Annotated in this window: 17 protein-coding genes; 12 read left to right on the top strand and 5 right to left on the bottom strand. The window is 71.8% G+C overall.

What is annotated here, in order from left to right; translation table 11 throughout:
* Window positions 1–3: 3 nt before the first annotated feature.
* From zwf to BKK81_RS36845, 12 genes are all read left to right on the top strand, one after another.
* Window positions 4–1,494, top strand: coding sequence for a glucose-6-phosphate dehydrogenase (zwf, locus tag BKK81_RS25305; RefSeq protein ID WP_071018694.1), 1,491 nt, complete (start codon window positions 4–6; stop codon window positions 1,492–1,494).
* Window positions 1,495–1,632: 138 nt separating this feature from the next.
* The gene (gene pgi / locus BKK81_RS25310; RefSeq protein ID WP_071022297.1) at window positions 1,633–3,315 is read left to right on the top strand and encodes a glucose-6-phosphate isomerase; all 1,683 of its coding nucleotides are present in this window, start codon (window positions 1,633–1,635) and stop codon (window positions 3,313–3,315) included.
* Complete coding sequence (locus BKK81_RS25315; protein WP_071018696.1) at window positions 3,312–4,232, top strand: carbohydrate kinase family protein; 921 nt, start codon at window positions 3,312–3,314, stop codon at window positions 4,230–4,232. The genes pgi and BKK81_RS25315 overlap by 4 nt, the downstream gene beginning before the upstream one ends.
* A 490-nt stretch (window positions 4,233–4,722) precedes the next feature.
* A complete protein-coding gene (locus BKK81_RS25320) occupies window positions 4,723–6,348 on the top strand; it encodes an ABC transporter substrate-binding protein (protein ID WP_197524055.1) in 1,626 nt (541 codons plus the stop codon).
* 89 nt (window positions 6,349–6,437) lie between these two features.
* Window positions 6,438–7,415 carry an ABC transporter permease gene (locus BKK81_RS25325; RefSeq protein WP_071018699.1) on the top strand — a complete coding sequence of 326 codons (978 nt, stop codon included), beginning with the start codon at window positions 6,438–6,440 and terminating at the stop codon, window positions 7,413–7,415.
* A 10-nt stretch (window positions 7,416–7,425) separates the two neighbouring features.
* On the top strand, window positions 7,426–8,253 hold the full coding sequence (locus BKK81_RS25330; RefSeq protein ID WP_071018701.1) for an ABC transporter permease: 828 nt from the start codon (window positions 7,426–7,428) through the stop codon (window positions 8,251–8,253).
* 11 nt (window positions 8,254–8,264) lie between these two features.
* The gene (locus tag BKK81_RS25335; protein ID WP_071018702.1) at window positions 8,265–9,320 is read left to right on the top strand and encodes an ABC transporter ATP-binding protein; all 1,056 of its coding nucleotides are present in this window, start codon (window positions 8,265–8,267) and stop codon (window positions 9,318–9,320) included.
* A gap of 29 nt (window positions 9,321–9,349) precedes the next feature.
* Window positions 9,350–10,477 carry an ABC transporter ATP-binding protein gene (locus BKK81_RS25340; RefSeq protein ID WP_071018704.1) on the top strand — a complete coding sequence of 376 codons (1,128 nt, stop codon included), beginning with the start codon at window positions 9,350–9,352 and terminating at the stop codon, window positions 10,475–10,477.
* 108 nt (window positions 10,478–10,585) lie between these two features.
* Window positions 10,586–12,247 (top strand): amidohydrolase, encoded by a 1,662-nt coding sequence (locus BKK81_RS25345; protein WP_071018706.1) that lies wholly within the window; start codon window positions 10,586–10,588, stop codon window positions 12,245–12,247.
* Window positions 12,247–13,263: a CobW family GTP-binding protein gene (locus tag BKK81_RS25350; RefSeq protein ID WP_071018708.1), complete on the top strand. Its 1,017-nt coding sequence runs from the start codon at window positions 12,247–12,249 to the stop codon at window positions 13,261–13,263. The genes BKK81_RS25345 and BKK81_RS25350 overlap by 1 nt, the downstream gene beginning before the upstream one ends.
* A 334-nt stretch (window positions 13,264–13,597) precedes the next feature.
* The gene (locus BKK81_RS25355; RefSeq protein WP_071018710.1) at window positions 13,598–14,368 is read left to right on the top strand and encodes a ferredoxin--NADP reductase; all 771 of its coding nucleotides are present in this window, start codon (window positions 13,598–13,600) and stop codon (window positions 14,366–14,368) included.
* Window positions 14,369–15,048: 680 nt separating this feature from the next.
* Window positions 15,049–16,683 carry a methyl-accepting chemotaxis protein gene (locus tag BKK81_RS36845; RefSeq protein WP_071018712.1) on the top strand — a complete coding sequence of 545 codons (1,635 nt, stop codon included), beginning with the start codon at window positions 15,049–15,051 and terminating at the stop codon, window positions 16,681–16,683.
* Window positions 16,684–16,723: 40 nt separating this feature from the next.
* On the opposite strand, the gene pdxR is transcribed toward BKK81_RS36845, so the two are convergent.
* The 5 genes from pdxR to BKK81_RS25385 all read right to left on the bottom strand — a co-directional run bounded on the left by pdxR (window position 16,724) and on the right by BKK81_RS25385 (window position 22,467).
* Window positions 16,724–18,265: a MocR-like pyridoxine biosynthesis transcription factor PdxR gene (gene pdxR, locus BKK81_RS25365; RefSeq protein WP_071018714.1), complete on the bottom strand. Its 1,542-nt coding sequence runs from the start codon at window positions 18,263–18,265 to the stop codon at window positions 16,724–16,726.
* A gap of 617 nt (window positions 18,266–18,882) precedes the next feature.
* Window positions 18,883–19,236, bottom strand: coding sequence for a SorB family sulfite dehydrogenase c-type cytochrome subunit (gene sorB / locus BKK81_RS25370; RefSeq protein ID WP_071018716.1), 354 nt, complete (start codon window positions 19,234–19,236; stop codon window positions 18,883–18,885).
* An 11-nt stretch (window positions 19,237–19,247) separates the two neighbouring features.
* The gene (sorA, locus tag BKK81_RS25375) at window positions 19,248–20,519 is read right to left on the bottom strand and encodes a SorA family sulfite dehydrogenase catalytic subunit (protein ID WP_071018717.1); all 1,272 of its coding nucleotides are present in this window, start codon (window positions 20,517–20,519) and stop codon (window positions 19,248–19,250) included.
* A 78-nt stretch (window positions 20,520–20,597) separates the two neighbouring features.
* Entirely contained in the window at window positions 20,598–22,037 is a 1,440-nt protein-coding gene (locus BKK81_RS25380; protein WP_071018719.1) for an NAD(P)/FAD-dependent oxidoreductase, read from the bottom strand.
* Between the two features lie 28 nt (window positions 22,038–22,065).
* Complete coding sequence (locus BKK81_RS25385) at window positions 22,066–22,467, bottom strand: nuclear transport factor 2 family protein (protein ID WP_071018721.1); 402 nt, start codon at window positions 22,465–22,467, stop codon at window positions 22,066–22,068.
* Between the last annotated feature and the right edge of the window lie 250 nt (window positions 22,468–22,717).

Consider the following 22,717-nt stretch of genomic DNA (forward strand, 5'->3'; position numbering starts at 1 on the left):
ACCATGAACCGCCCTGACCCCAACGCCGTGCCCGAGTTCGACTTCGTCCTGTTCGGCGGCACCGGCGACCTCGCCCGGCGCAAGCTGCTGCCCGCCCTGTTCGACGCCCATGCCAGCGCCACGCTGCATCCGCGCGGCCGCATCCTGGCGCTGGGCAGCCAGGCGATGTCGCGCGAGGCCTATCTCGATATGCTGGAGAGCGAGGTGCGCCCCATGCTGCCGGGCGCCGTCGCTGTCGACACCTGGCGGCAGTTCCTCGAGCGCGTGGCCTACCAGCAGGTGGACGCCCGCGCGCCCGAGGGCTTCGACGCGCTGGCCGAGCTGGTGCAGGCGCGCGGCGCCCCGGTGGTGGTGTGCTACCTGGCCACCGCGCCGCACCTGTTCGTGCCCATCTGCGAGCAGCTCGCCCGCACCGGGCTCAACCACGCCGGCGTGCGCGTGGTGCTGGAGAAGCCGCTGGGCCACGACCTGGCCTCGTCGGAGGCGATCAACGACGCCGTGGGGCGGCATTTCGGCGAGGAACAGATCTACCGCATCGACCACTACCTGGGCAAGGAGTCGGTGCAGAACCTGATGGCGATCCGCTTCGGCAACGCGCTGTTCGAGCCGCTGTGGCGGCGCGAGTGGGTGCGCGACGTGCAGATCACCATCGCCGAGGAACTGGGCGTGGAGCGGCGCGGCAACTTCTACGACGGCATCGGCGCCTTGCGCGACATGGTGCAGAACCACCTGCTGCAGCTGCTGTGCATGGTGGCGATGGAGCCGCCGTCGAGCCTGTCGGCCGACGCCATCCGCGACGAGAAGCTGAAGATCCTCAAGGCGCTGCGCCCGCTCGCCCAGCATGAGGTGGCCGAGAGGGTGGTGCGGGGGCAGTATTGCCGCGGTGCCGCCGCCGGCAACCCGGTGCCCGGCTATGCCGGCGAGCCCGGCATCGCTGCCGACAGCAGCACCGAGACCTTCGTCGCCATCAAGGCCGAGATCGCCAACTGGCGCTGGGCGGGCGTGCCGTTCTACCTGCGCACCGGCAAGCGCATGCAGGCGCGCGTGGCGGAAATTGTGGTGCAGTTCCGCGACGTGCCTTACTCGGTGTTCCCGCGCCCGCTCGACCATGAGCCCGGCAACCGCCTGGTGATCACGCTGCAGCCGGAGGAGAGCATCCGCCTGCATTTCCTCGTCAAGCAGCCCGGCGACACCCAGGCGCTGCAGCCGGCCTCGCTCGACCTGCAGCGCATGCTGCCGCGCGGGCAGGGCGCCCGCCACGAACGCAAGACCGGAGCCTACGAGCGGCTGCTGCTGGACGTGATCCGCGGCCGCCTGGGGCTGTTCGTGCGCCGCGACGAGCAGGCCCAGGCCTGGCGCTGGGTGGCGCCCATCCAGCAGGCCTGGACCGACAGCGGCCTCGCGCCCAAGCTCTATACCGCCGGCACCTGGGGCCCGGCCGCGTCCTCGGCGCTGCTGTCGCGCGACGGCGCGGTGTGGCACGAGGAGCTGTGAGAGCGGCATGCCGCGGGAATGCACCGGCCCAAGCGAAGAATTGACCGTGACAAAGCGCGCTGACATGCGGGACGTCGGGCGCCCGTCTCTGCTATCGTCCCCAGCCTGTCCGCCCACGACTACACCCGAGCCGACATGATCTTGTCCTCCCTACCTGCCTGGCAGGCCCTGCAGGCCCATGCCGAGAGCATCCGCCACGTCCACCTGCGCGACTGGTTCGCCGGCGCCGCCGGCGAGGCGCGCAGCACCGCCTTCACGCTGGAGGCGGCCGGCCTGACGCTGGACTACGCCAAGAACCGCGTCGACGCCGGCGCCATCGCGCTGCTGCACGAACTCGCGCAGCAGGCCGGCGTGCTGTGCAAGCGCGACGCCATGTTCCGCGGCGAGCCGGTCAACACCACCGAGCGGCGCGCGGCCCTGCACATGGCCTTGCGCGCGCGCCCCGAGGACGGCTTCCAGGCGGCCGGCGTGCCGGTGGCGGCAGAGGTGGAAGCCGTGCTGGCGCGCATGGCGCGCTTTGCCGGCGCGGTGCGCGAGGGCGCATGGCGCGGCTGGGACGGCCGCGCCATCACCGATGTGATCCACCTCGGCATCGGCGGCTCCGACCTCGGTCCGCGCATGGTGTGCCGCGCGCTCGGCCACCTGGGCGGCGGCCCGCGCCTGCATTTCGTCGCCAATGTCGACGGCAGCGACCTGGCCGCGGCGCTGGCGCGCGTGCAGGCGGCCACCACGCTGGTGGTGGTCTGCTCCAAGACCTTCACCACCCTGGAGACCATGGCCAACGCGCATACCGCGCGCGCCTGGTTCCTGCGCCAGGGCGTGCCGGAGGACCAGCTGGCCCGGCATTTCGCCGCGGTCTCCACCCACCGCGAGGCGGTGGCTGCCTTCGGCATCGGCGCGGAGCAGATGTTTCCCTTCTGGGACTGGGTGGGCGGCCGCTTCTCGCTGTGGTCGGCGGTGGGCCTGCCGATTGCGCTGGCGCTCGGCTTCGACGCCTTCCGCGCGCTGCTGGACGGCGCGCGCGAGATGGACCGGCATTTCGCCGAGGCGCCGGCGGCGGCCAATATGCCGCTGGTGCTCGGCCTGCTCGACGTGTGGAACCGCAGCTTCCTCGGCGCCGCCAGCCGCTGCGTGGCGCCGTACTGCGAGCCGCTGGAACTGTTGCCGGCCTTCCTGCAGCAACTGGAGATGGAGAGCAACGGCAAGTCGGTGCAGCTCGACGGCACGCCGGCCGCCTGCGGGACCGCGCCGGTGGTGTGGGGCACCACCGGCACCAACGGGCAGCATGCCTACTTCCAGATGATGCACCAGGGCTCGCACTGGGTGCCGGTGGACTTCATTGCCGCGCTGGAGCCGGTGCACGCGGTGCCCGGCCACCACAGCAAGCTGCTGGCCAACTGCTTCGCCCAGTCCGAGGCGCTGCTGCGCGGGCGCACCGCCGACGAGGTGCGTGCGCAGGGCGTGCGCGACGAGGCACTGGTGCCGCACCTGGTGTTCGAAGGCAACCGTCCCAGCAATACCTTGCTGCTGCAGCGGCTCGACCCGCGCCATCTCGGCGCGCTGCTGGCCCTGTGCGAGCACCGCACCTTCGTGCAGGGCGCTCTGTGGAACATCAATTCCTTCGACCAGTGGGGCGTGGAGCTGGGCAAGCAGCTCGCCGCGCCCATCGCGCGCGAGCTGGAAGGCGGGCCGGCGTGCGCGCACGATGCCTCCACGGCCGCCCTGATCCGCCGCGCGCGTGCCGCCGCCACGGCGGCCGCTGCCACCAGTGCCACCAGTGCCGCCAGCGCAGCCGCGCTGCCCGAGGAGATCGCCGGATGAATGCCACCCTGCCTGCCTACGTCGTGTTCGGCGAGGCCCTGACCGACATGGTCCACCAGGGCGGCCAGCAATGGCTGGGCCTGCCGGGCGGCTCGTGCTGGAACGTGGCGCGCGTCGGCGCGCGCCTGGGCGTGCCGACGGCCTTTGCCGGCGCCATCAGCGAGGACCAGCTGGGCGACCAGCTCGCCGAGGCCAGCGCGGACGCCGGCCTCGACCTGCGCTTCCTGCAGCGGGTGCCGCGCTCGCCCTTGCTGGCCTTCGTCGGTGCCCAGCATCCGCCGCGCTATTTCTTCGTCGGCGACGACAGCGCCGACCTGCATTTCGATCCGGCGCGCCTGCCGCAGGGCTGGCGCCAGGCAGCCCGCGTGGTGCATTTCGGCTCGCTCAGCCTGGCGCGCCAGCCGCTGGCCGCGCGCCTGTGCGAGGAGGCCACGCTGGCCAGCGCCGCCGGCAAGCGCATCGCCTTCGATCCCAACTTCCGCGAGCCGATGCGCGCGCCGGACTACGCCGAGGTGTTCGCCCACCTGGCACGTCTGGCCGACTACATCAAGGTCTCGGACGAGGACCTGCGTGGCCTCTACCCGCGGCACGACGAAGCCGGCGCGCTGGCCGCGCTGCGCGCATTGGCGCCACGCGCGCGCGTGCTGCTGACGCGCGGCGCGCAAGGCATGGTGCTGCTGGATGGCGCGCAGCGCTACGAGCAGCCGGCCTTCGCCGTGGCCGTGGCCGACACCGTCGGCTGCGGCGACGCCGCCATGGGCGGCTGGATGGCCGGCCTGCTGCGCGAGCCCGGTGCCGCGCCCGCGCGCCAGGCCCGCTGGGCCGCCGCCAGCGCCGCCGTGGCCGCGACCCATGCCGGCGCCCACGCGCCGGCGCTGGCGCAGGTGGAGGCCCTGCTGGCTGCGACCGCCACCTGAGCGCCACCTGAGCGCTGCCGGGCGGCGCCCGCCGGCCCGCCAGCCCGCCCAGGAAATCCGCCATTGACAGACCGCGCGCGAGCCGCTCCCCCGCCTGCCGGCTGGGGGGCGCCGCGCGCCGATCCTGCTGGCCCAAGCGATACGTCCCAACTGGACCTAACGGCAGCTTCCCTGGCTCGCATATAAAGGGGCCACGGGGGTTGCCTGTGCGCCAGCCGGCCCGGGGCGGTCCGACCTTCCACCGCTCCACCGCTCGACGGTTCCATGCGAAGCCGGCATCGCGCCTGGGCGGCGATGCCGCGGCGCTTCCCCGCAGGACTGCATGCCGCGCCGCATGCCAGCCACCACGCAGCACGCAGCACGCAACACGCAACACGCAACACGCAACACGCAGCATGCAGAACGCCGCCCCCGCCTGCCCGCGCCGGCGCGGGGTGCCTTCGATCCTGCCGTGCCGCCGCCAGGCCGGCATGGCAAAAGGGGAGCATCGATGTCGACGTGTCTTACGCGCCCGCGCCGCCTGCTGGCGGGGCTTTGCACCAGTGCGGCCATGTGGTGCGCCGCCGTCTCCGGCAGCGCCGCCGCACAAGCCGCCCAGCCCGCCCAGCCGGCGCGCGGCGGCAACCTCAACGTGCTGTCGATCACCGCCATCAACTCGCTGAACCCGGCCATCCAGTCCGGCGTGGCGACCGGCGTGCCGGCCGCGCAGTTGTTCGCCAGCCTGCTGCAGGCCGACGCCAGGTGGCAGTTCAAGCCCTACCTCGCCGATAGCTGGAGCGCGGCGCCGGACGGCCTGTCCTACACCTTCAAGCTCAACCCCGAGGCGCGCTTCCATGATGGCAAGCCGGTCACCTCGGCCGACGTCGCCTTCTCGGCCGAGGCGGTGCGCGCCAACCATCCCTTCGGCCCGGCCATGCTGGCCGCGCTGGACAAGGTCGAGACGCCCGACCCGCATACCGCCGTGTTCCGCCTCAAGCAGCCCGATCCGGCGCTGCTGCTGGCGCTGTCCACGCCGTCGCTGATGCCCATCCTGCCCAAGCATGTGTACGGCGACGGGCCGATCCGGCAGAACCCGCACAACAACGCGCCGATCGGCTCGGGCCCGTTCAGGTTCGGCGAGTACAAACCGGGCGAATACCTCGTGCTGGAGCGCTTCGACGGCTTCTTCCGCAAGGGCCGTCCCTACCTCGACAAGATCACCTACAACATCGTGCCGGACCGCGCCGCCGCCGCGCTGGCGATGCAGCGCGGCGATATCCAGTACGTGGCCTACGCACCGTTCCGCATCGCCGACCTCGACCGCCTCGCCGCCGACCCCAAGCTGGTGGTGGGCAAGGCGGGCTACGAGGGCGTGGGCGCGCTCAACTGGCTGGCCTTCAACGTACGCCAGGGACCGCTGGCCAACCTGAAGGTGCGCCAGGCCATCGCCTACGCCATCGACCGCGACTTCATCACGCAGAAGCTGCAGCGCGGCCGCTCGCAGCCGGCGCTGGGCCCGATCCACCCGTCCAGCCCGCTCTACGACAAGACGCTCAATCCCTACAAGCTGGACCTGGCGCGCGCCAACCAGCTGCTCGACGAGGCCGGCTTCGCGCGCAAGGCGGACGGCATGCGCTTCGCGCTGCGGCTCGATTTCCTGCCCGGCGCGCCCGACACCTCGCAACTGGTCGCCGAGTACCTGCGTCCCCAGCTCGCCAAGGTGGGCGTGCAGGTGCAGCTGCGCCCCTCGCCGGACTTCCCCACCTGGTCGCAGCGCATCGCCAACTGGGACTTCGACATGACCACCGACGCGGTCTTCAACTGGGGCGACCCGGTGATCGGGGTGGCGCGCACCTATATGTCGAGCAATATCAAGAAGGGCGTGATCTGGTCCAACACCCAGGGCTACGCCAACGCCGAGGTCGACAAGCTGCTGGCGCAGGGCGCTGTCGAGACCGATCCCGCGCGGCGCAAAGCCATCTACGACCGCTTCCAGCAGATCGTCAATACCGAGCTGCCAGTAGCCTGGCTCAATACCACGCCGTACAGCACGGTGGCCAGCAAGCAGCTGCGCGGCCTGCCGGACGGCATCTGGGGCGTGTTCGCGCCGTTCGACGAGGTGTACTGGGCCAAGTGAGCGGCCCGACGAGGATCCCCTGCGATGGCGGCGGGGCCGGGCCATGCGCCTGGCGCCGCGCCGCCGCGCGCGCATAGCGAGAGGCTTCGATGCAGACGCTGTTCTACCTGGGGCGCCGCCTCGGCGCCGGCGCCGTGATGGTGCTGGCCGTGATCGTGCTCAACTTCCTGCTGCTGTCGGCCGCGCCGGGCGACGTGGCCGACGTGATCGCCGCGCAGTCGGGCGGCGGCACCGCCGAGCAGGTGGCGGCGCTGCGCAGCCAGCTCGGCCTGGATGCCGGGCTCGGCCACCGCCTGGCGGCCTATGTCGGCAACGTGCTGCACGGCCAGCTGGGAGATTCGCTGTTCTTCCACCAGCCGGTGCTGCAACTGATCCTGGAACGCGTGCCCAACACGCTGATGCTGGTGCTGCCGGCGCTGCTGCTGGCGGTGGTGGCCGGCACGCTGCTGGGCACGGTGTCGGCGCACCGGCCGCGCGGCGCGCTCAGCGCGGTGGTCACCTTCATCTCGCTGGCCGGCTTCGCCGCGCCGGTGTTCTGGAGCGGCATGATGCTGCTGATCGTGTTCGCCTACTGGCTGCCGCTGTTCCCGGCCTCGGGCATGTACACCATGGGCGAGCGCGGCCAGGGCTGGGTCCTGGTCCTCGACGTGCTGCACCACCTGGTGCTGCCGGTGCTGTCGCTGTCGATGATCTACCTGGCGCAGTACAGCCGCCAGGCGCGCGCCACCATGCTGGACGTGCTGGGCGCCGACTACATCCGCACCGCGCGCGCCAAGGGCATGAGCGAAGGCGTGGTGGTGTACCGCCACGCGCTGAAGAACACGCTGCTGCCCATCGTCACGCTGGCCGGCCTGCAGTTCTCGCATGCGATGGCGGGCGCGGTGCTGGTGGAGACGGTGTTCAACTGGCCGGGCCTGGGGCGCCTGGCCTCGGACGCGGTGCTCAACCGCGACTACCCGCTGATGCTCGGCATCCTGCTGATGTCCGGCCTGTTGGTGGTGGCGGCCAATATCCTGACCGACTGGCTCTACAGCCTGCTCGATCCCCGCATCCGCACCACGGGCTGAGGAGACGCCGATGAACACGGGCTGGAAGCTGTTCCTGCACAACCGCGGCGCCGTGCTCGGCGCGCTGGTGCTGCTGCTGATCGCGCTGGCTGGCCTGCTCGGGCCGCAGCTGTACGCGGTCAATCCGCAGGACGTGGTGGCGGCGCCGCTGTCGCCGCCCTCGGCCGATGCGCCGCTGGGGGCCGACTACCTCGGCCGCGACGTGCTGGCCGGGCTGCTGCACGGCGCCGGCGTGACGCTGGCGATCGGCCTCGCGGCCACCGCCGCCACGCTGGTGATCGGCGTGCTGGTCGGCGCGCTGGCGGGCTACCACCGCGGCCACGTCGACAACGTGCTGATGCGCGTCACCGAGTTCTTCCAGGTGCTGCCGCCGATCCTGCTGGCGATGGTGCTGGTGGCGGTGTTCGGGCCCAAGATCGGCAATGTGGTGCTGGCCATCGGGCTGGTCAGCTGGCCGCCGCTGGCGCGGCTCACGCGTGCCGAGTTCCTCAAGCTGCGCGAGCGCGAGTTCGTGCGCGCCGAGCGTGCCATCGGCACCTCCGGGCGCGACATCATGCTGCGCGTGATCCTGCCCAACGCGTCGCCGCCGCTGATCGTGGCCCTGGCGCTCAACGTGGGGGTGGCCATCCTGTTCGAGTCGGGTCTCGCCTTCATCGGCCTGTCGGACCCGGACGTCACCAGTTGGGGCTACATGATCGGCAGCTCGCGCGACCAGATCTTCGAGGCCTGGTGGTCGGTGGTGTTCCCAGGCGCCGCCATCTTCCTGACCGTGCTGGCCATCTGCCTGGTGGGCGATGGCCTGAACGACGCTCTCAACCCCAAGCTGCGGCAGCGCTGAAGGAGGCCCGCATGTCTCTGCTCGAAGTCGATGGCCTGTGCGTGGAGTTCGCCGGTGCCGGCGGCCCCCTGCGCGTGATCGACCGGATGGACCTGCGCGTGGCGCGCGGCGAGGTGCTCGGCATCGTCGGCGAGTCCGGCTGCGGCAAGAGCATGACCAGCCTGGCGCTGCTGCAGCTGGTGCCCGCGCCCGGCCGCATCGCCGCCGGCAGCATCCGCTTCGACGGCACCGAGCTGCTCGGGCTGGGGCCGGCGCGCATGCGCGAAGTGCGCGGTGGCGAGATCGCCATGATCTTCCAGGAGCCGATGACCGCGCTCAACCCGGTCTTCACCGTGGGCCGCCAGATCGTCGAGGTGATCGAGCGCCACCGCGGCCTGCGCGGGCGCGCCGCGCGCGAGGAGGCGGTGGCCCTGCTCGACGCGGTCAGGATTCCCGAGCCGCGGCGGCGCGCCGGCCAGTATGCGCACGAGATGTCCGGCGGCATGCGCCAGCGCGCCATGATCGCCATGGCGCTGGCCGGCCAGCCGCGCCTGCTGATCGCCGACGAGCCGACCACCGCGCTCGACGTCACCGTGCAGGCGCAGGTGTTCGACCTGCTGCGCGACGTGCGGCGCCAGTTCGGCACCGCCATCATCCTGATCACCCACAATATGGGCGCCATCGCCGAACTGGCCGACCGCGTCATGGTGATGTACGCCGGGCGCAAGATCGAGGAGGGAGCGGTGGCCGACGTGCTGGCGCGTCCCGCGCATCCGTACACGCGCGGCCTGCTCGAATGCGTGCTGCACCTGGAGACCGGCGCGGCCGCCGCCCGCGCCGGCACCGGCACGCTGCCGGAGATCCCCGGCATGGTGCCGGCGCTCGACCAGCTCGGCCCCGGCTGCGCCTTCGCCCCGCGCTGCCGCGAAGCCCTGCCGCGCTGCCGGCAGGAGCGGCCCGCGCTGGTGGACCTGGGGGGCGGGCCGGCCGCCCATGCCGCCGCCTGCTGGCAGCGCGCGGCCGCGCCGCACGAGGGCGCCACCGTGTCCGGCGCGGCCGGTGCGGCCGCTGTGTCCATCCTGTCCTGATCCCGATCCGCCCGCAGGAGAACAAGCCCATGTTTCCCAGCCAGCCTGCCGCCGCCTCCCATGGTTCCGGCCAGCGCGATGACGTGCTGCGCGATGACGTCCTGCTCGACGTGCGCGACCTGCGCGTGCACTACGCGCTGCGCCGCCCGCATCCCTTCGCGGCGGCGCCGACGGTGCATGCCGTCGACGGCGTCAGCTTCCGCGTGCGCCGCGGCAGCGCCTTCGGCATCGTCGGCGAGTCCGGCTGCGGCAAGTCCACCACCGCGCTGGCGCTGCTGCGCCTGGTCGAGGCCAGCGGCGGCAGCGCCAGCCTGGACGGCGCCGACCTGCTCGGCGCGCGCGGTGCCGCGCTGGCGGCGCTGCGCGCCAAGGTGCAGATGATCTTCCAGGATCCGTATTCCTCGCTCGATCCGCGCCAGCGCGTGCAGGACATCATCGCCAAGCCGATGCGCCAGCTGACCGCGCTGGCGCCCGCCGCCATCGCCGCGCGCGTCGATGAACTGATGGCCCTGGTGGGCCTGCGCCAGGACCAGAAGCGGCTGTTTCCCCACCAGTTCTCCGGCGGGCAGCGCCAGCGCATCGGCATCGCCCGCGCGCTGGCGGTGGATCCGGCGCTGGTGGTCTGCGACGAGCCGGTGTCGGCGCTGGACGTCGCCATCCAGGCGCAGGTCATCAACCTGCTGGCGCGCATCCAGCGCGAGCGCGGCCTGACCTATGTCTTCATCTCGCACGATCTCGCGGTAGTGCAGCACCTGTGCGACGAGGTGGCGGTGATGTACCTCGGGCGCATCGTCGAGCGCGGCAGCCGCGCGCAGCTGTTCGGCACGCCGCTGCATCCCTATACCCATGCGCTGATGTCGGCCGAGCCGGTCAAGGACCCGGCCCGGCGCGACGGGCACAGCCGCATCCGGCTGCAGGGCGATCCGCCCAGCCCGCTCGATCCGCCGGCGGGCTGCCATTTCCACACGCGCTGCCCGGCCGCCGAGGCGCGCTGCCGCAGCGAGGCACCGGCCCTGCGCGAGCTGGACGGCGGGCACCATGTGGCCTGCCACCGCGTGGCGTGGCGCGACGGCCGGGCTTGCCCGCCGCCGCCGTTCGCGCCCGGGGCCGCGCCCGCCGGGGTGCCGGCGGACGGCGCGGCGGCGTGCGTTGCCTGATTGCGTCCCGGCTGCGTCCCGGCGCTCGTCCGATTGCCGCCCGGTGCTCCCCCGGCCTCGCTCCGGCGGGCCGGCCAACCCTTCTCCCGACCCGACACGGAGTCTTCCATGCCCCAATCGACCACGGCGCAATCCACCACCGTCTTCGTCGCCCGCAAGATCCTCACGATGAATCCGCTGCAGCCGAGCGCCACCCACGTGGCGGTGCGCGACGGCCGCGTGCTCGCCGTCGGCGATGCTGCCTCGGTGCGCGGCTGGGGGCCGGCCCGCATCGACGAGACCTTCACCGACAAGATCCTGATGCCCGGCATGATCGAGGGCCATTCGCACCTGCTGGAAGGGGGCATGTGGAAGTTCGTCTACGTCGGCTACTACGACCGGCGCGGCCCGGACGGGCGTGTCTGGCCCGGCCTGACCCGGCTGGAGGACGTGGTGGCGCGGCTGCGCGAGGCCGAGGCCGCGCTCGACGACCCGGCGCGCCCGCTGCTGGCCTGGGGCTTCGACCCCATCCACTTCGGCAGCGCGCGCATGACCGTGCGCGAGCTCGACCAGGTCTCGGGCGAGCGGCCGGTGGTGGTGCTGCACGCCAGCGTGCACCTGATGAACGTCAACAGCGCCATGCTGCGCCGGGCGGGCATCGACGCCGAGACGCCGGTCGACGGCATCGCCCGCGACGAGGACGGCCGGCCCAGCGGCGAACTGCAGGAATTCGCCGCGATGTTCCTGGTCTTCAAGACCATCGGCAACGTCTTCTTCGACGCCGGCCAGACCGAGGAGGGCATCTGGAACTTCGGGCGCGTGGCCCAGCAGGCCGGCGTGACCATCGCCACCGACCTCGTCAACGACCTCGGCGACGACTCGATCGAGAACCTGGCCCGTGTCACCGCCGATCCCGACTACCCGCTGCGCCTGGTGCCGGCCTACGCGCCGATGCGCGACCTGGAAGGCAAGGGCGCGGCGCGCGTCGGGCAGGCGCGCGCGCACAACACCGACAAGCTGCATTTCGGCCTGGTCAAGCTGGTCATCGACGGTTCCATCCAGGGCTTCACCGCGCGCCTGCGCTGGCCCGGCTACTACAATGGCGCGCCCAACGGCCTGTGGCTGGTGCCGCCGCAGCAGCTCAAGGAACTGCTGGCCACCTACCACGGCGCCGGCCTGACCGTGCATATCCACACCAACGGCGACGAAGCCACCGACGTCGCCATGGACGCGCTGGAGGCGGTGCTGCGCGAGCAGCCGCGCTGGGACCACCGCCACACGCTGCAGCACTGCCAGCTCGCCGACGCCAGCCAGTTCCGCCGCATGGCCGCGCTCGGCATGTGCGTCAACCTGTTCGCCAACCACCTCTACTACTGGGGCGATGCCCACTATGCGATGACGGTGGGGCCGGACCGCGCCAACCGCATGAACGCGGCCAATACCGCGCGCACCTGCGGCTTGACCTACTCGATGCACTCGGATGCGCCGATCACGCCGATCGGGCCGCTCTTCACCGCGTGGTGCGCGGTCAACCGGCAGACCGCGGCGGGCCGCATCCTGGGCCCGTCGGAGCGCATCCCCGTCTACGACGCGCTGCAGGCGATGACGCTGGGCGCGGCGCGCACGCTCAAGCTGGACCACGTGGCGGGCAGCATCGAGGTGGGCAAGTATGCCGACTTCGCCGTGCTGGAGCAGGACCCGCTCGAAGTCCCGCGCGAGGCCCTGCGCTATGTGCCGGTGTGGGGCACGGTGCTGGGCGGGCGCGTCTTCCCGGCGCCGGGGCAGTCCTGATGGCGCGCGACATCGCCCTCACGGTGCTGGGCGGCTTCCTCGGCGCCGGCAAGACCACGCTGCTGAACCACCTGTTGCGGCGCGGCAGCGGCGAGCGCGTGCTGGTGATGGTCAATGACTTCGGCGCCGTCAACGTCGATGCCGGGCTGATCGCGCGCGGCGCGGGCGCCTCCGCCAGCAGCGGCATCCTGCAGCTGACCAACGGCTGCGCCTGCTGCGCGGTCGGCGGCGACCTGATGCAGGCCTTCCTCAAGGTGCTGGCGCTGCCCGAGCCGCCCGACCGGGTGGTGGTGGAGGCCAGCGGCGTGGGCGATCCGGGCCGCATCGCGCAGATCGGCCGCGCCGGCGGCGGCTTCCGCGGCGACGGCGTGATCACCGTGGTGGACGCCGAGGCGGTGCGCCGGCTCGCCGACGACCGCTATGTGGGCGATACGGTGCGCGCCCAGTTGCGCGCCGCCGACCTGCTGCTGCTCAACAAGACCGACCTGGCCGACGCGGCCGCGCTTGCCGGCCTGCGCCGCTGGCTGGCCGCCGAAGTGCCGGATGCGCGCCTGCTCGCCTGCCACCAGGGCAGGGTCGATCCGCGCCTGGTGTTCGGCATCGGGGTGGAGGGGGACGCCGGGGCCACAGGGCTTGATATGGAGGCGGAGGCGGACGCACCGCATGCGGCCCGCTTCGCCGCCAGCCGCTTCGACAGCCATGTGCCGTTCTCGCGTCCGGCGCTGGCGCAGGCCCTGGATACGCTGCCGCCGCAGGTGCTGCGGGCCAAAGGCATGGTATGGCTCGAAGGGGAGGCTGCGCCGCGCCTGCTGCAGCTCTGCGGCAAGCGCTGGTCCCTGGGCCGGCCCGAGCCTGGCGCGGCGGCGGGGCGCTCCACCCTGGTCCTGATCGCGGTGCGCGAGGGGAGAGGTGACGGGCAAGCTGAGCGGCAAGGCGAGCGGAAAGGTGACGCTTTCGACCCGTTTTCCCACTTCGCGGGCGCGCTGGCCGACACCGGGGCACGGGTGCCGGGGTGAGGCCGGCGCACGCGCGGGCGACGTCTGGGGCGCCCGGAATGGCCAGGAATGGCCCGGAATGGCCCGGAATGGCGTGGCTGGGCCGGGCTGGCGTGCCGCCGGGCCTGGGGCGGCATAAGCATATGTGAATTATGACTATCAAGATTCATGCCCGAGTGCCGGTGCTGCCCGCGATTGGGCTTTACAATAGCGCCCGACGAAGTGGACGTGCTGGTCGACGCGGTGATCGCTTGGCTTGCTGACGCGTCCCATTCGCTGAAGCGGGAGCCGCCCTTGGGGGGCCGTTCCCGCCGTTGGCGCTGCCGTGCCGGCGGATACTGGAACTCGCAAGACTATGAGCAAATTCAATATCGCAACCGTCCAATCTGTCCACCACTGGACCGACACCCTGTTCAGCTTCACCTGCTCGCGCGACCCGGGGCTGCGCTTCAACAATGGCGAATTCACCATGGTCGGCCTGGATGTCGAAGGCAGGCCGCTGGCCCGCGCCTACAGCATCGTCAGCCCGAACTACGAAGAGCACCTGGAATTCTTCAGCATCAAGGTGCAGGACGGCCCGCTCACCTCGCGCCTGCAGCACCTGAAGGTCGGCGACGAGGTGCTGATCGGCAAGAAGCCGACCGGCACGCTGCTGGTCGACAACCTGCTGCCCGGCAAGACCCTCTGGCTGCTGTCGACCGGCACCGGCCTGGCGCCGTTCATGTCCATCATCCGCGATCCGGACATCTATGAGCGCTTCGAGCGCGTGATCCTGACCCACACCTGCCGCCACAAGGGCGAGCTGGCGTACATGGACTACATCAAGCACGACCTGCCGGGCCACGAGTACCTCGGCGACGTGATCAAGGACAAGCTCACCTACTACCCGACCGTCACGCGCGAGGAGTTCGAGAACGAAGGCCGCATCACCGACCTGATCGCCTCGGGCAAGCTGTTCAGCGACCTGGACACCGCGCCTTTCTCGCCCGAGCACGACCGCGTGATGCTGTGCGGCAGCACCGCGATGCTGCGCGACACCGTGGCGCTGCTCAAGCCGGCCGGCCTGGTCGAGGGCAAGAACAGCACGCCGGGCCACTACGTGATCGAGCGCGCCTTCGTCGACTGACGGCACCGGCGGCGCACACGGGGTGGCAGCGTTGCCGCTCCGGCCACGCTGCCTTGCCTCGCCGGGCCGCGGCGCGCTTTCGCCGCGCCTGCCCGCCACGGACCGGCCCCGCTTGCGGGCCGGAGCCGCCATGCCGGATGCCGGCCCCAGCCGTTCGCTGTCCGCTGTCTGCTGTCTGCTGCGCGCCTTTCCCTCCGTTTTTCCCCTCCCGCTTTTCGCTCCCGTTTTTCCCTTCGCGTCGTCCGCTTCCCGCCATCCGCCATCGGTCCGGCGCCGCGCGGAAGCTGCTCATTTCGTCCCGCCTTGCGCGTGGAGGCGAGTGCGCCCCCGGCTCGTCGCCGAATGCTCCGCCGAAGTGTGACTGCCGCCTTTCCGGTGATTTTCTAAGCCAATTCTGACAGTCCAATCCCAGGCGGAAATCGGGCTCTACGCAATTGCACGCCTGGGACTCCGATCCCCCACGAAAGTAGTATGCGGTGACCCCCGCGGGCGACGTAAGGCCCAGCAGGCCAGGTGCCGGCGGCAATGCCTTCGCGGGGGAGGCAGCGCTGCCGGGGCCCGGCCGTCCTGCGTCTCCGGCAGGCTGCCCGGCGCCCGGCACGGCCGGGTCGGCACCGCGTTCCGTGCCGGAGCGTGCCCATCGCCACAACACTTCCGATATCGATTGCGAGGCACTTGTCATGAATCATCTGAAGATCTCCACCCGCCTGATCGTCCTGATCGCCACGCTGTCCGTCCTGCTGGCGGCCATCGGCTCGCTGGGCCTGTGGGGCGTGCATTCCACCGAGGCCGGCCTGGAGTCGGTCTACGTCGACCGCTTGCAGCCGACGCGCTACCTGGCCGACATCAACGACCGCCTGATGCAGGACCGGCTCGCGCTGGCCTCGGCCGCGCTGACCCCTGACGCCGCCACCGTCACCGCCAGCGTGGCGGCGGTGGAGGCCAATATGGCCGCACTCGATGCGACCTGGAAGGCCTACCAGGAGACCGCCCTGACCGAGGAAGAGACGAAGCTGGCCGAGGCCTTCGCCACGGCGCGCCAGCGCTTCCTGCGCGATGGCCTGTATCCCGCGCTGGCCGCCCTGCGCGGCAACGACCTCGACGAGGCCCGGCGCCTGGTGGTCGAGCAGCTGCGGCCGCTGTTCGCGCCGGTGCGCGCTGGCGGACAGGCCCTGCAGCAACTCCAGGCCAGCGAGGCGCGGCGCGAGTTCGAGGCGGCCACCGCGCGCTACCTGCGTCTGCGCATGGTCTTCCTGCTGCTGATCGGCCTGGGCGTGGCCGCGGCCGTGCTGGCCGGCCTGCGCATCGTGCAGGCGATCGCGCGGGAACTGGGTGCGGAGCCGCGCGACGGCGCCAGCCTGGCGCGCCGGGTAGCCGCCGGCGACCTGAGCGTGGCCATCGCCCTGCGCGACGGCGACGAAGACAGCCTGATGGCCCAGCTCAAGGTCATGCAGGCGAGCCTGGGCGACGTGGTGGCCGGGGTGCGCCGCAATGCCGAGGGCGTGGCCACGGCCAGCGCCCAGATCGCACAGGGCAACCTGGACCTGAGCCAGCGCACCGAGGCCCAGGCCAGCGCGCTGGAGCAGACCGCGGCGGCGATGGAGCAACTGGGCGTGACCGTGCGCCAGAACGCGCAGCACGCGCGCGAGGCCAGCGAACTGGCGCACGACGCCGCGTCGGTGGCGGCGCGCGGCGGCGCGGTGGTGGGCGAGGTGGTGGAAACCATGCGCGAGATCAACCAGGGCTCGCGCCAGATCGCCGACATCGTCGGCATGATCGACAGCATCGCCTTCCAGACCAATATCCTGGCGCTCAATGCCGCGGTGGAAGCCGCGCGCGCCGGCGAGCAGGGACGCGGCTTCGCCGTGGTGGCCGGCGAGGTGCGTACATTGGCCCAGCGCAGCGCGCAGGCTGCCAAGGAGATCGCCGAACTGATCCATGCCAGCGTGGCGCGCGTCGACCAGGGCACCGCGCTGGTCGACCGCGCCGGCGCCACCATGGAGGAGATCGTGGGCGCCATCGGCGAGGTCAACGCGCTGATGGCCGGCATCAGCACGGCCAGCGCGCAGCAGAGCGCCGGCATCGGCCAGGTGGGCCAGGCGGTGACGCAGATGGACGAGGCCACCCAGCAGAACGCCGCGCTGGTGGAGCAGTGCGCGGCAGCGGCGGAGAACCTGCGCGCGCAGGCGCAGGAGATGCTGCGCGCGGTCGAGGTGTTCCGCCTGCCCGCGGCGGCCGGCGCGGCCACGGCGGCGCCGGCTGGCGCGGCGCAGGAAGCCTACCGGGCCGGGGCGGCGCGGGCCTGGGCGGCCTGAAGCGCTGCGCCGGGCCGGTGCCCGGCGGAGGGCGGCGGCGCTAGCGCCGCGGCGTCGCCGCGTGCGCGATCAGCTGGGACAGCAGGCGCACGCCTTCCTCGATGCGTTCCTCGCCGATGGCGGTGAAGCCGAGGCGGAAGTGCGGCGATGGTGCGCCGGCGGCGAAGAAGACATCGCCCGGCTCGATGATCACGCCGTGTGCCAGCGCGGTGGTGGCGAGCTGGCGCGCATCCAGCCCGGGCGGGCCTTCGATCCAGAACGAGGAAGCGCCCGGCGAGTTCTGGATGCGGCACTGCGGCAGGTAGCGCGGCAGCAGCTCGCGCAGCATGTCGGCGCGGCGCTGGAAGATGGGCGCCACGCGCCGCAGCAGCGCGTCGTGGTGGCCCAGCGAGATGAACAGCGCGGTGGCGCGCTGGTTGTTGGCCGGCGGATGGCGCAGCATGTAGCGGCGCAGCGCGCGCGCCTGGCGGATCACGGCCGCCGGCGCCACGATATAGCCGAGGCGCAGCCCGGGCACGAAGGATTTGGACAGGCTGCCCACATAGAGCACGCGGCCGTCGCGGTCCAGGCTCTTGAGGGCCGGGATCGGCTGCGTCAGCGCCGGGTTCTCGGTGTCGTAGTCGTCCTCGATCAGCACCACGTCGTGCTCGCGCGCCTGGCGCAGCAGTGCCTCGCGGCGCTCCAGCGGCATCGTCACGGTGGTGGGGCACTGGTAACTGGGCGTGACGAAGGCATAGTCACACTGGCCGAAGGCCTCGTCCGGGCACAGGCCCGACTGGTCCACCGCGAGCGGCACCACCTCGCGCGCGCGCATGCCGAAGATATGGCGCGCATCGCTGTAACCCGGTTCCTCCAGGCCGACACGCGCGCCGCGCGTCAGCAGGTCGGCCAGCAGGTAGAGCGCGTGCTGGGCGCCGAGCGTGACCATGATCTCGTCCGGCTTGGCCCACACGCCGCGGCGCGGCAGGATGTGCTTCTGCAGCTGCTCGATCAGCAGCGGATCGTCGCGGTCGATCAGGTCGGAGGCCCAGCCGCGGATCTCCAGCACGGCGAGCGCCATGCGCGAGCATTCGCGCCATTCGGCGGTGGGAAAGAGGGCCGGATCGAACTGCCCGTAGATAAAGGGGTAGGGGTAGTTCTGCCACTCGGCCGGCTTGGCGATGGCGTGCAGGCCGGTCAGGTCCGGCAGGCGCGCGCCCCAGTCGGGGCCGGCCGCGGCCGGCGGCGGCTCGGCTGTGCCGGCCGCGGGCGCGGCACCGGTGGCCGCCGGCGTCCCGGCGCCGGGACGCACGGCACGCGGCAACTGCTCGACGACGAAATAGCCGCGGCGCGGCCGCGTCTCCAGGAAGTGCTCCTCGACCAGTTGCTGGAAGGCCAGGATCACCGTATTGCGCGCGATGCCGAGCGTCACCGCCAGCTCGCGGCTCGAGGGCAGCGCGCTGCCCTCGGGAAGCTGGCGCGAGAGGATGGCCGAGACGAGCTGCTGGCGCAACTGCGCCTGCAGGCTGACGCCGGCATCCGGGGACAGCTGCAACAGGCGGTTCCAGAAGGTATTGGTGCCGGTCTTCGCGGGGGTCGCCATGCCGGGTCTGCTGAGGGTGGTGGTGTCCATGGAGCGGTTGGAGGGATTATGGCCGAAGCCGGACGGGCCTGCGGATGCGCCCGGGTCGATCGGGCGGATCTGCCGGATGCACCCAGGCAGCCCGGGCGAGCCAACAGGTGTTCTCCCTCTCCCCTCATGAGAGGGCCGGGGAGAGGGGTGGGATAGCAGGGCACCACGCTCAAGCGAAGCCAACGGTGTGGTCCGGCACGCGAGTGCAGGGTCGCAGCCAACGGCGTGGTCCAGTCAGCAGGCGTGGGACGAAGCCCACGGTGCGATGCCAAGCCACCGCGGCGCAGCCAGCGCTCGCCCTCTCCCCCAGCCCCTCTCCCGCAAGCGGGAGAGGGGAGCCCGGGCGCTGGCGAGGCTTGTGCCTTCGCGCCTGCGTGCCGTCGTATCTCCGTATCTCCGTGCCTGTGTGCCTGTGTGCCTGCGTACCTTCGCGCTGGCGACGGTCTGCTCCCCTCTCCCACATCGTGGGAGAGGGGCCGGGGGTGAGGGCCGGCGCATGCAGCCACGATCACGCCCGCCGCCCACCGGCACCAGCCACCAGCCATCAGCCATCAGCCATCGCCATCCCCCCGCAAGTCCCGCCGCATTCAGCGCTCGGGCGCCTTCGCCCCAGCCGGCCGCTCGGCCCCGTAGGTCTTCACCAGGTAGTCCACCATCGCCGGCATGTCCTCCTCCGGAAACGGCGCGCCGAACGGTGCCTTCATCTTCTTCACGGTGGCTTCCCAGTACGCGCGGCCGAGCGTCGGCGGCTGCGTCAGCACGTACTGTGCCGAATGGCAGACCATGCAGTTGCGCAGCACCAGGTTGTAGCCCGGCAGCGTGCTTTCACGGAAGGTGGCGGTTTCCTGCGGCAGCGTGATGGTCTCCGCGTGCGGCGCGGGGCCGGCGGCGAGCGCGCCCAGGCAGAAGGTGCCGGCGAGCAGGGTATGGTGCATCGTCATGGCATCCTCCTTCAAACCGCGCTGACGCGCGTGGTCTCGACCACGTTGCGCATATAGCCGGGCGGGTTCCACAGCGCCTCCATCGGCTGGCTCTGGCCGATGCGGTTGGTGGCGCGGACCTTGAGCACGTAGCTGCCGCGGCGCGGCGGCGTGAAGGTGGCGGTCCACTCGCGGAAGGCATAGCGCCCGTCGTCGCGCCCGAGCCGGGCAGCCTGCCAGCTGCGGCCGCCGTCGGCCGAGAAGGCCACGTCGGCGATGCCGTAGCCGCCGTCGAAGGCGATGCCGCGCACCGTGACCGCGCGGCCGGCCGCCACGCGCGCGCCGTCGGCCAGGCTGGTGATGAAGGAGCGCACGTTGAAGCGGTTGATCGGCACCGTGCGCGCGGGGGCCGTGCCCGGCGGCACGCAGGCGCAGGGATTGTCGGGGATGCGATAGGCGCTGCTGACCCAGAAGCCGTCGAAGGGCTTGTCGAGGACCTGGATGTCGGACAGGTGCTTGACCCAGTAGGTGCCGTAATGGCCGGGCACCACCAGCCGCAGCGGGTAGCCGTTCAGCATCGGCAGGTCCTGCCCGTTCATGCCCCAGGCCAGCATCACCTCGCCGTCCATGGCGTGGTCCAGCGGCAGCGCCTTGACGAAGTCGGGCCCGTTGCCCAGCGGCGGCTGGTCGAGGCCGTTGAAGCTGACCTGTACCACGCCGGCCTGCACGCCGGCCTTCTGCAACAGGGCCTTGAGCGGCACGCCGGTCCAGCGCGCATTGCCCATCGCGCCGTTGCCGAGCTGGCCGCCGCCCACGCGCGGCTCGGAGAAGCCGCGGCTGTTGCCGGAGCACTGGTTGACCGCCACCAGCTCGACCGCATCGGCCAGTTGCCGGATCTCCGCCAGCGACAGTTCGAGCGGACGCTCGACCTTGCCGCCCACGCGCAGCCGGTAGCTCTGCGGGTCGATCTCGGTGGGGATGCCGCTCCAGTGGTAGCGCACGAAGAAGGCGTCGTTGGGCGTGATCAGGCTTTGGTTGAAGACCTCGAACGGAGTTTCCAGCTGGGGCGGGCGGCTGGTCAGCAGGGTCAGCGGCCGCTTCTGCGGGAAGGCCACCAGCTCGCGCTCGCCGTTGGCGAAAGGCATGGTGACGCCGGCGGCGAGGGCGCCGAACGGCTGCAACGCGGCGGCCGCGCCCGCTGCCGTGCCGAGCGCGCCGAGCGTGCGCAGGGCCTGGCGGCGGCCGCCATGGAGCGGCGGCTCGGCCTGGGCGGGGAAGGGGGCACTGCGGGGTCTTGCTGCCATACCGGTCTCCTCTTGGTCTCGTTCTCGATGCGGCGGCGCGGGCCTGGCTTCCGGCCCGCGCCGCCCTGGCGCGGGCGGCTACAGCACGTCGTCCTTCAGGTGGTACCAGCGGTACAGGAACCACTGTCCCAGGCGCCGGAACGGCGCAAAGGCCTGCGCTTCCACCATCTCGCGCACATTGGGGAAAGGCAGCGCGCTGCCGAAGATGGGCAGGTCCAGCTCCTTGCCCTTGCCCGCCACCAGCGCCGCCATGCGCTTGCCCGCCTGGGCGGAATACATCACGCCGTTGCCGCCATAGCCCATTGCATAGTAGATGCTCTGCGCCGGGTCCGGCTGGAAGATGCGCGGCATCATGTCGTGACTGACGTCGACCCAGCCCCACCAGGAGTAGTCGAGCGCAATGCCCGCCAGCGCGGGAAACTTGCGCACCATGTCCTGGATCAGCTTCTGCTCGTACTTCTTCTGCGGCGCATCATTGCCGCTGATGGCGCTGCGGCTGCCGATCTGCAGGCGTCCGTCCGGCATCAGCCGGTAGTAGTGGCGCAGGATGCGGGTATCGGTGATGACCTGGCGCGTGCGGAAGTTGCAGGCCTCGATCTCCGCCGCCGTCAGCGGGCGCGTGACGATGGAATTGGAGAGGATGGGGAAGAGCCGGTTCTTCAGTTGCGGGTGCAGCGTGGGCGAGGTGTAGCCGCCGGTCGCCACCGCCACCGCGCGGGCGCGCACGGTGCCGCCCGGGGTGCGCAGGTAGTGCACGCCGCCGCGCGTGGTCCAGCCCTGCACCGGGCTGGCGGGGTGCACGGTGGCGCCCAGCGCGCGCGCGCGGCGCAGGTAGCCGAAGGCCAGCTTGCCGGCGTGGATGCCGATGCCTTCCGGCTCGTGCATCGCGCCGGCCGTTTCCTTGTCGTCCACGTACTCGCGCCGCACCGTGTCGGCATCGAGGATGCGCGCGTCGTAGTGGAAGACCTCGCGCAGCACCTTGGCCTCCTTCTCCAGTCCCGGCATCACCTGGGGCCGGTGCGCGACGTACAGGTGGCCGCCGGGCTGCGGGTCGCAGTCGATCTCGCGGATCAGGTCCTTGAAGGTCTGCATGCCGTCGCACACCTCGCGGTGCAGGCGCAGCGCTGTCTCCAGGCCGTAGCGCTCGATCCACTGCGAGCGCTTGAGGCGTCCCGAGGCGCACTGGGCCTGGCCGCCGTTGCGGGTGCTGCAGCCCCAGCTGACGCGGTTGGCTTCCAGCACCGTGGCCTTGATGCCGTACTCCTGGGCCAGGAAGATGGCGCAGGTCAGCCCGGTGAAGCCCGAGCCGATGATGGCCACGTCGACGTCCACGTCCTGCGTGATCGGGCCGTCGTCCGGCGGCGGTTCGCCGGCGGTGCCGATCCAGTAGGTCGGCGCGTACTCGCGGCCTTCGCCCGGGTTGGGCGCGACCAGCGGATCGTAGGCGGGATCGTAGGGCCGCTGGGGCGCGGTGCTGCATCCCTCGGGCAGGATCAGCCGGGTGGCGATGGCGTCCATGGTGGTCTCCTTGGTCCGGCGTGGCGGCTTAGTTGGCTGCGGGCGCGGCCACCGGCGGGCGGTCCTTGCGGTAGGCGTTCTTCACCGCGATGCGGCCGTCGCGGAAGGTGAACACATCGACCATGCGCGCCTCGATGCGGGTGCCGTCGGCGCGCGTGCCGCGGAAGGTGGATTCGCTGACGCCGCGCTGGCCGCTGACGAAGTGCTCGCCGTCGACCCAGGCCGCGTCGGGGAAGGTCTGCCAGGCCAGCAGGAAGCCCTCGCGCACCGCCGCGCGGCCGCGGAAGGCGCGCCCGGTCAGTTCGGGGCCGGCCACCGCGTGGAATTCGCAGTCGTCGGCCATGAAGGCCATCAGCGCGTCGATGTCGTGCCGGTTCCAGGCGTCGTTGAAGGCCTGCAGCGTGGCCACGGTGACCTGCGTGTCGCTCATCTTGTCTCTCCTCGTTCTCTCGGGTGGTGCGGGGAGCCGGCGCTGCCGCCCCGTCGGTGATGCCACCAGCATAGAGAGCGCGGCGGCGATGCTGTAGGGCCAGGCGCGGGAATCGATTGGGCCAGCGGGGCGGGCCGGCGCCGCCGGCTGGTACGGCTGCTGGTACGGCTGGTACCAGGGCCGGCGGCATGGCGGCACGGCGGGGCGCCATGGCTCGGCGCGCCCGCGGAGAGGGAAAGGACGTAGGGGG

The organism is Cupriavidus sp. USMAHM13 (assembly GCF_001854285.1).
In the GTDB taxonomy this organism is placed as follows: Bacteria; Pseudomonadota; Gammaproteobacteria; order Burkholderiales; family Burkholderiaceae; genus Cupriavidus; species Cupriavidus malaysiensis.